We start from the raw sequence: 9768 nt of genomic DNA on the forward strand, positions 1-9768 counted from the left end.
GATGTTAGTGCTCAACGCCATTCGTAATAAGCTCATCCATCGAATTTATGCCGTAGTTCGCCGGGGCGAAAAATATGATAAATTTTATACCCCTTCGTTTGTTTAAGCCATAGAAATCGGCCCGGTCCTACGTCGGGATGACAAAATACTCCCGAACTGAAATCCTAAACAGGTTCTGCTTTAGACACATTACATCCTAATGGCTAATAACCAGGATTTTGAGGAAATTTAGGTCCCTCAACTACCCGATCAATTTGCGATTGCGGAATTGGCCGCAGCATATGGTAATCCTGTACATAAGGGGCGGCTTCTGGGTTCCAGGCCTTCACGCGTCTTACCAGCGACCGGGTACGTACCAAATCATGCCACCGCTGCCATTCACCGAACAATTCTCGGGTACGCTCATCCAGAATAAAGTCGACCGTTACGTCGGCTGGTGTAATGGTCATGGCCGTTGCAGCGGCTGCATTCTGAGCGGCCGTGTTGGTTTTGCGGTAAGCGGCTCGTTGCCTGACTACGTTAAGCAGTGCAGCCGCCTTGGTAGGATCGCCTGCTTTCAGGTACGCTTCAGCACCTGTCAGGTACACATCCGCAAAGCGGTATAATACAACAGGACGGGTCGACGGATCATTAAAGTTTGCTCCCCGGCTAGGATCCATAAATTTTTTCAACGCGGGAAAAACGTTATTATCCCATAAGCTAGGTGGAACAACAATGCCCTTGAAAGGGCGCGTTCCAACAAATTGTGGTGCTCCTTCAACTTCAAAGTCAGGTAGCCAAACGGCGGTATCTGCCCCTACCACAGTTGTGTACCCGATGCCCCGTCTATTATTGGCAGCCGTAGGTGTGTTGGTAACGGAGGTATTGGCGATGTAAACCGTATAGAACGAACTCATAAACCGTGAATCAACATTCCGGTTTGTGAATGCCTGATCCAGAAAATAACTCTTACCAGCATTGGCACCGGATGGCCATTTGTAGCTGTTCGGACGCATGCGACTGTAGGGACGTCCATACTGTGAATCGCGGATCATTAGTGAAGTACCGTTATTAACAATAGTACCCGCAGCACTTTTGTAAGAATTGATGCCGCTGAAGTTGGGATAATTCCAGTTCGTAAACCACGGAGAAAGGTTATTAGCAAATCCTCCTCCCTCAGCAGCCCCTACCCTATAATAGCCATATTTGGGATCAAGTACGTGGTCGCTAACAAACATGGTTTCTTTGCCGTAGTCGTTGGCGGGCACGAACGCATCGCCAAAGTCTTGCCATAAATCGAGGCCGTACGTTGACTTATTGGCAATGATATCGGCGCAAAGGGTAGCCGCCTGCGTAAAATCGGCAGCCGTATTGTTGAGCCAGCCACGGGTCAGATACGCCTTGGCTAGTAGCAACTGAGCTACCGGTTTCGTGGCGGCTTTGCCGAGGAACGGTGCTGTTGGCGTATTTGGCAAATCGGCCGCGGCTTCGGTCAGATCTTTAATGATCTGTTCATAAACCTGAGCTACCGGCTGGCGAGAAGCAGCTTGAGAAGGAACCGTAATAAATTCGGTACTCAGCGGGACATCACCCCACGTCTGCACGAGATAAAAGTACCAGAACCCCCGCAAAAACTTGGCCTGAGCCAGATACTGCTTTCGGGTAGCATCGGGTAAGTCAATGGTTTGCCCGTATTTAAGTACGCCGTTCAGCGTGTTAATATCCTGAAACGCTGTGCCCCAGGCAGATCCGAAGTTACTTCCGTTTAAGCCATTGTAGGTGTAAGGCGGAACTCCTCCGCTACTGGACCCCTGAATAAAATCGTCGGTGCCAGCCTGCATTTCTACCGTGAATCCTTCCGTACCCCACTGGCCCCGGATGTCGTTGTAGACACCGGCAATACCTCCTAATACTCCAGCGGGGCTATTGAAGTAAGCAGGAACAATTTGAGACTGCGGGTTCTCCTGTAATATTTTTTCGCAACCCGTGTTAAGCAATGCTGCCAGGCCGAGTATAGACCAAACTTTTATTGATTTCATTGTTCTATCAACGGTTAGAATTTAAGATTTACCCCAAGCGTGAATTGTCGTACGGGTGGGTTGTTCAGGTTTACGGCGATCTGACGCTCTGGTGTACCCCGTTCGCTGGCCCCCTGCGGGTTTAGGGTCGATTGCCCACTAGCGTAACTATTTCCTTCTGGATCAATTGCCAACTTCTGGCTTACCAATGGTGAATAGAGAATAAGCGGATTGGTTGCGTTGAAATAAACTCGGGCCGAGTTCATCCCAATTTTCCGGATCAGCTCGTTGGAAAAGGTATAGCCCAGGTTAATACTTCTGACTTTAATGAACGAACCGTCGTAGTAGCCTAATGTGGAGCCAAACCAGGCGACCGCCTGACCAGCATCAGGTGCCGGGAAGGCATTGGTTGGGTTTGTTTCTGTCCAGTAATCGGTCTTCACCTGGTTTACCCGGCCTTGGTTGTAAAATGCAAAACCGCCTGAGCCCGTAGAGTTACCCGTCAGGTAGGGCACGATCACCTTCATGCCCATGCGGGCAAACGTCACAATAGACAAATCAAAGTTTTTGAAGCTGAACCGGTTAGTCAAACCTCCCTCCCAGGTGGGTTGGAAATTGCCGAGAATCTGCCGGTCAGCAGCATCGATTTTATTGTCGCCATTTACATCCTCCACCCGGATTTGACCAGGAAACTGCGTCGGTGACGTTTGTTTGGCCAGCGTACCATTCTCTTTATCCGATGTCTGCCAGATACCGATCTTTTTGTAATCATAGATTACCGACAGAGGTTGCCCAACAAACCAGCCCGCACCCAGATTGGCCAGTTCGGTTGGCGTAGTGAGCTGCGTGATCTTTTCCCGGTTGAAGAAATACGTAACATCGGCGCTCCAATTGAAGCCTTTTGGATTCCGGAAAATCTCGAACGTCAGCGCTGTTTCCAACCCTTTTCCTTCGGTTCTACCTAAGTTTCTCAGCGTCGAACCGGCTCCATTGCTTGGTGGTAGCGGCACCGACAATAGGATATTTTTCGTTTGCTGATGGTACCAATCGACCGAACCCGTGATTCGGTTATTCAGGAAGCCAAAATCAATGCCAAGATCCACCTGAGACGTCGATTGCCAGCCCAGATCTGTTGCGGGTAAACTAGTAACGGTATAGGCCAGCTGCTGTCCGGCAGTGCTCGTACCGAAATTGTAATAACCGGCAGACAACGCACCCAGCGTAGCATACGCCCCAACGTTTCTGTTACCAGAGATACCCCAGCTACCGCGTATTTTCAGGTTCGAGATGGCTGGAACGCTTTTCATGAAGTTTTCCTCGATAATATTCCAGCCAGCCCCGATGGCTGGATAATTGAAATACTGGTTGCCGGGCGATAGCGTAGAAGACCCGTCTCGTCTCAGCGTCAGGGTTAACAGATAGCGGTCGTTGTAGCTATAGTTTACCCGGCCCATGTAGGAAAGCAGACCAAGTTCTGAAAATGAGTTACCAAAATCCGAAGGAGCAACGGGCGTTCCGGAAGCTAGCGAGAAGTTAGACGTCTTGATGTAATCGGCGGGAACGCCTGTTATGGTAAATCGACTACCCAGCGAATGGTTTTTGGTGATTTCATACAGCCCGGTCACGCCGAATTTATGTTTCCCAATCGTTTTGTCGTAATATAGCAAGTGCTGGAGGTTGATGTCCCAGTATTCAGTGTTACTAATCTCGGCAGAGGAAGATGACTGAACCGTAGCGTTATTAAAATAGGTGAGTGGACCGCCATAGCCATTGTAATTCGACTGGCTGTAATTCAAGCCTGCATTCATCCGATAGCGTAGCCCAGGCAAAATATTCACCTCCGCATATAAACTGTTGAAGGTCCGCAGGGAGCGTGTACGACCTAAATACGAGTCTTTTTTAGTAATAATTGTCAAAGGGCTAACGATAGCCGCATCAATGGAACCCTCCGCCGGGAACAGGTTTACTGTACCGTCGGCATTATAAGGCGATGCCAGTGGGGTTAACCGCACCAGTCCGCCCGGAACACCCCCACCGCCTGGTGTATTGGTGTATGTAAGGGTGTTCAGGGTGTTCAAGCCAATCTTAATATGCTTGCCAAGGCGTTGGTCAATTGTTGCCCGAATGGTATAGCGTTCAAACTTTTGACTCGGAATAATACCCGTCTCATTGAAATAGCCCAGCCCCAACGAATATTGCGTATTTTCAACCCCTCCTGCCACACTCAACTGATGGTTGGTATTGAAGCCCTGCTTGTAGAGCAGATCTTGCCAGTCCGTAGAAACACCGGCCGCCAATGCATCTTTTTCTTTCTGAGTGAGCGGATAAGCGGTCGTTCCAGGGCTGGTGCGGTTATATTTAATCGCATCGTCTTTAAACTGAGCATACTCCTGGCCATTCATTACGTTGAATTTGCCCATGATGTCGGTCACGCCGTGATAGCCGTCATAGCTGATTACCGGCTTTCCAACTTTACCCCGTTTGGTTGTGATCAGAATAACGCCCCCCGATCCTCTTGAACCATAAATAGCTGTAGCAGAGGCATCTTTCAGAATCTCAAGATTGGCAATATCATCGGGGTTTATGTCATTGAGTCCGCCATAGGGTATTCCATCGACAACGACCAACGGACCATCAAGTCCATCACTAGAGCCCGAGCTGGTGGTTAAGGTTCGGTTTCCCCGAATCCGAATCTGTCCCTGAGAACCGGGGGTAGATCCGTTACTAATGATAGTTACCCCAGCAGCACGACCTTTCAGCTGATTGACTAAGTTAGGAGCAGGCACTTCTCTCAGCGTGGCTTCATTCACCGACACAACTGAGCCCGTTACGTCCCGTTTACGTTGAACACCATAGCCCACTACCACAACTTCATCGAGCGTCTTGTTATCGGGCACCATTGTGATGTCGAGGGTAGTTCTCGAACCAACCGTAACCTCCTGCGGAGTAAACCCAACGAGCGAGAACACCAAAACAGCATTGGCATCCTGAACTGAAAGCTTATAGTTCCCTCGCTCATCAGTTGTTGTCCCGCGATTCGTAGATTTAATTTGAATGTTGACTCCAGGCAGACCTTCGCCTTTTTCGTCGGTAACCCGGCCTACAACCTGTACATCCACTGATTGATCGAGCTTACCATCATCAGAAGTTTTGTTCTGATAAGCAGGAGCCGGGTCCAGTTCCCTTTTGATGACGATCTGCTGGCCTACAACCTCATAATTTAAATTGAGCGGAGCCAGAATATGGTCTAACACTTGAGAAAGTGGCTCATTTTTAGCCTAATAGCTGATTTTTCGCTTTGACTGAATGATCTCCCGGCTGAACAAGAATTGAACGCGGATCTGCTTTTCGATGCGCCTGATTGTGACCTCAACGTCCTCATTTTGGGCTGAGATACTAACTCGTCGACTCAGAAGTTCCTGCGCCTTGCCGTCAAGAGCAAAGCCAACATGGGTTAAGGTAAGGGCAAGCAAAATTTGCAGGCTTGAAATTTTCATGATCCTGATCCAAACATTGCAATTGATGAAACTGTAATGCATACATTTATGCGTTTTGTTGGTTTTAGGGAGAATTGGCAAAACGTGTCCCATCTTCTAATTAGGGACAATGTGTTTGTATGACACATTTGTAAATCCTTAAGCGATAGTGTTGGTAGCACTATCGCTTTTGTTTTCAAAAGTGATAGTATTATATCATAGGCAGCCGATTGGTTAAGGGTTAGGAGTTAAGGAGCAGATCAATCACAACCGCGACCTTGAATAACCACTTGATTGTCCACAATTTTAAAGGTAGACTCAGTAGTCATGCATATCAGGCGGATTTTTTCCAGAAAAGGAACGTCGTTAAGTTGTCCGGTAAACGTACACTTGCTGAGCTGTTGCCGATCATAGCGGATAGGCATGTTATAGCTAGACTCGAGTTGAGCAAATATGTCTGACACAGGCGTAAATTCGAAGCTGAACTGTTGATTGACAATGGCTGCCGAACCCTCTTCTGACGGGATGATGGCTCGTTTAACAACCTTATCCGTTTTGGTTTCAAGACTGAGTTGTTCGTCTTTCGTCAGCAGCGTCGATTTGTCGGGCGAATCGACTGGAGTAACCGTAACTTTACCTGTTTTTACCTTCACATACGTAGCCGTCTCCTTGTCGAAAGAACGGACCTGGAAGCTGGTTCCCAGCACTTTGGTGGTCAGATTGGTCGTATAAACGATAAAGGGTTTAGCTGGATTTTTGCTTACCTCGAAGAAACCTTCGCCCTGCAGATACACTTCCCGGAGCTTAGCGGTGTTCTGTTTATGGAAACGTAACTGGCTTCCCGATGACAGCAGTACGGAGGAGTTATCCGGCAGCAATATGACTAATGGCTGTCCTGTTACATTCCTTACGATCTTCCAGTTGGTGTGCTGTACAGGCTGCTCTTCCTGCTTATTGACTACTGCTGTTTGTTTGGAGATGGGGGCACCTGCTTGCCACCAGATCAGTACGCCGACTACCGCAGCTGCAGCAGCCCATCGCCCCCAATGCCAGCTAAATAAGGGTTTCACCACAGTGGCCGGTGGAGTTAGCTGACTCAAAATCTTCTCTGTATTTTCCTTTACGTACTGGTCTGATAAGTCAACTTGCTTCCCCTGTAGTACCAGAAAAGCAGCAACGGCCTGCTCATAAAGATCTCTTTTGTCAGGATGCCGCCTTAACCAGGCCTGCCAAAGCAGCCGATCCTCCGGCCGTCGTTGGGTCACCCAGGTCCGAAAAGCGTCGTTTTCTAAAAAATCTTCAACGGTAGAAAGATTATCGAAGGGTAGGCTCATTGGTACTTTTCTGCGATTTTCATTGATAGTATGAAGAATCACATCGACAATACCCTCTTTAAAGCAATTTTTTCTCAAAAAAAATGCAAAAACTTACAAACGTATGGACAAGCCACTGATGACGAAGCTTATTGAGCGCCTTTTGTAAGAAGTTAGAGACCGACTGTCGATTGACATGCATCACTTCGGCCATCTGGGCTATGGTCAAATTTTCGTAAAAGCGTAAGTAGAGAGCCTCTCGTTCGCGAGCGGGTAAAGACGCTAATTGAGCCTGTAAGGTGTGGGTTAGTAAGGTAAGAGACTCCTGTCGGATCAACAGTGTTTCGGAATCCATCTCCTCCCCGATTGAACTATCCCAGTCCATCTCTTCCTCGTTGAGCCGTTTGTGGTTTCGTAGGTACTGAATGACATGATGTCGGAGTGCCTTTAGCAAGTAGTGCTTAACCGACTCGGTTTGATTAATCTGTAAGCGATTTTGCCAGAGTTGTAAAAACAATTCCTGGATACAATCTTCGACGACAACTTCATCCACCATGAACTTTAGGCCATAGTGTCTTAGCATGCGATAATAGCGTTGGGCTAACAGACCAAATGCCTGCTGATCGCCCTCGCGGTATAATTGCCATAACACGTGGTCTTCGGGAGTCATGAAGTGTAGAAAGATATGAGTAAGCTATAAATAAGAAAAAATATAAATATACATCAAATTGTACAACTAATAACGTACGTATTTCAAATATAGAGGCACTCATATTCACTCATTGTGCATCTTATGCACCCTTCTTATTGGGCCTTCTTAGACCTGCTTCAATCTCATCAGGGAATAAGATGGGAGACTTTTTCGAGAATAGCTCCACTGCAATACAGTGGAGCTTTCCTAACTACTTTACCTATGATAAAACCTAAGTCGGCCAAGACGAATCGCATACGACTATTGGCGGCAAAATCCAGACTTGTACATGATTCAATGTCCATTACTTTTTCCGTTGGATGACCGTTAGCGTTTTGGCCACAATGGAAGCGGCAGTTAATCCATATTTTTCCATCAGTTGGTCCGGCGTACCGCTTTCCCCAAACGAATCGTTTACGGCGACCATTTCCAGCGGAGCCGGATGGTTTAAGGAAAGAACCTGCGCTACGCTATCACCTAACCCGCCGTTCATCTGATGCTCTTCGGCCGTTACAGCGCAGCCCGTCTTGTAAACTGATTTCAGGATGGAATCTTTGTCCAATGGCTTGATCGTGTGAATGTTGATAATTTCCGCATCGACGCCCTGCTCGGCCAGTAACTTTCCCGCTTCCAGCGCCTGCCAGACCAGATGGCCCGTAGCGAAGATTGATACGTCGGCCCCTTCATTCAACGTGATGGCTTTCCCAATCTCAAACGTCTGATCGGCGGGTGTAAAGTTAGGAACCACCGGCCGACCAAATCGTAGATAAACCGGCCCTTCGTAGTCGGCAATAGCGATGGTGGCGGCTTTGGTCTGGTTGAAGTCGCAGGGGTTAATGACGGTCATGCCGGGCAGCGATTTCATCATACCAATATCTTCCAGCACCTGGTGCGTGGCTCCATCTTCACCCAGCGTAAGGCCAGCGTGCGAGACGCAGATTTTGACGTTCTTGTTTGAATACGCCACAGCCTGCCGAATCTGGTCGTACACCCGGCTGGAGCCAAAATTAGCGAAGGTCGTTGCGTAGGGAATCAGACCGCTTAAAGTCAGGCCAGCTGCTACGCCAATCATGTTGGCTTCGGCAATGCCGCACTGAATGAACCGCTCCGGGTTTTCTTTGATGAACGTATCGAGCTTGAGCGAAGCGACCAGATCGGCGCACAACGCTACAACATTGGGATTTTGCCGACCCAGTTCGGCCATACCCGCGCCAAAACCAGAACGGGTATCTTTCTTTTCGGTGTACGTGTAGGTTTTCATGCTGCGTCGGGGTTAATAATCGCCGAGGGATTCGTCCAGTTGAGCCAGCGCGGCCGTCAACTGTTCGTTGTTGGGGGCGGTTCCGTGCCACTTGTGGGTATGCATCATAAAATCGACGCCCTGTCCCATTTCGGTTTTCATGATGATACAGATCGGCGAACCCTTGCCCGACGCCTGCTTTGCCTTTTTCAGCGTTGCCGTTACGTCGGCTAGGTCATTGCCATCCATGTCCAGCACCGTCCAGCCAAACGCTTCGTATTTTTTACCCAAATCCCGATTGTTTAGCACAACATCCGTCGGCCCGTCGATCTGCTGTCCGTTGAAATCGACAATGGCAATCAGGTTATCGAGTTTTCGGTGCGGAATAAAAGCAGCCGCTTCCCAGATTTGCCCCTCCTGCTGTTCGCCATCGCCCATCAGGCAGTACACCAGATGCGGATCGTTACGAAGTTTCTTCCCATAAGCGGCTCCGGCGGCTGCTGAGAGCCCCTGCCCGAGCGACCCCGACGCGATGCGAATACCTGGTAGATGTTCGGCCGTAGCGGGGTGCCCCTGCAAGCGGGAATCGAGTTTGCGAAACGTAGCGAGTTCCGACACCGGGAAGTAGCCCCGACGAGCCAGAACGGAGTACAGCACCGGCGAAATATGCCCGTTAGACAAAAAGAACATGTCTTCACCCGAGCCACTCATGTCGAATATGACGGCACCCTGATCGTCCGTTTTCAGGTCCATGGCGTCAAAATACAGACTGACCAGCAGATCTGTACAACCCAGTGAGCCACCCGGATGTCCGGAGGCTACGCCATGTACCATGCGCACGATGTCCCGGCGTACCTGCGAGGCTACTTTTTCTAAGTCAGTAGGTTTCATACGGCAACAGGTGGGTTGGCTTTTTATGATCACTTAGAAGTTGTTGGGGAATTAGATTTGGTGATAAGCCTCAATTCGCTGCAACATCAGTTGTATATTGGCTAAATACAGCCAGCTAACCGAAGAAGATATCGTGTACTCATAATCCTTGGTAAGACGA

The 9768-nt window shown here is 48.8% G+C and carries 5 protein-coding genes and 2 pseudogenes; 1 reads left to right on the forward strand and 6 read right to left on the reverse strand.

Annotated elements, in window-relative coordinates:
- A pseudogene (locus tag ACFSUS_RS29220) lies at positions 1-106 on the forward strand (IS110 family transposase); the annotation flags it as partial.
- A 97-nt stretch (positions 107-203) separates the two neighbouring features.
- Here ACFSUS_RS29220 and ACFSUS_RS28805 read toward each other — a convergent pair.
- The 6 genes and pseudogenes from ACFSUS_RS28805 to ACFSUS_RS28830 all read right to left on the reverse strand — a co-directional run bounded on the left by ACFSUS_RS28805 (position 204) and on the right by ACFSUS_RS28830 (position 9608).
- A complete protein-coding gene (locus ACFSUS_RS28805; RefSeq protein ID WP_381528697.1) occupies positions 204-2018 on the reverse strand; it encodes a RagB/SusD family nutrient uptake outer membrane protein in 1815 nt (604 codons plus the stop codon).
- A 14-nt stretch (positions 2019-2032) separates the two neighbouring features.
- Positions 2033-5494, reverse strand: a pseudogene (locus ACFSUS_RS28810) (TonB-dependent receptor).
- A gap of 239 nt (positions 5495-5733) precedes the next feature.
- Entirely contained in the window at positions 5734-6807 is a 1074-nt protein-coding gene (locus ACFSUS_RS28815; protein ID WP_381528700.1) for a FecR family protein, read from the reverse strand.
- A 58-nt stretch (positions 6808-6865) separates the two neighbouring features.
- Complete coding sequence (locus ACFSUS_RS28820; protein ID WP_381528703.1) at positions 6866-7456, reverse strand: RNA polymerase sigma factor; 591 nt, start codon at positions 7454-7456, stop codon at positions 6866-6868.
- A gap of 325 nt (positions 7457-7781) precedes the next feature.
- Positions 7782-8738, reverse strand: a complete 957-nt coding sequence (locus ACFSUS_RS28825; protein ID WP_381528706.1) for a transketolase family protein — start codon at positions 8736-8738, stop codon at positions 7782-7784.
- A 12-nt stretch (positions 8739-8750) separates the two neighbouring features.
- Positions 8751-9608: a transketolase gene (locus ACFSUS_RS28830; RefSeq protein WP_381528709.1), complete on the reverse strand. Its 858-nt coding sequence runs from the start codon at positions 9606-9608 to the stop codon at positions 8751-8753.
- Positions 9609-9768 lie beyond the last annotated feature (160 nt).

It is taken from the genome of Spirosoma soli (assembly GCF_042684525.1).
Lineage (GTDB): Bacteria > Bacteroidota > Bacteroidia > Cytophagales > Spirosomataceae > Spirosoma > Spirosoma soli.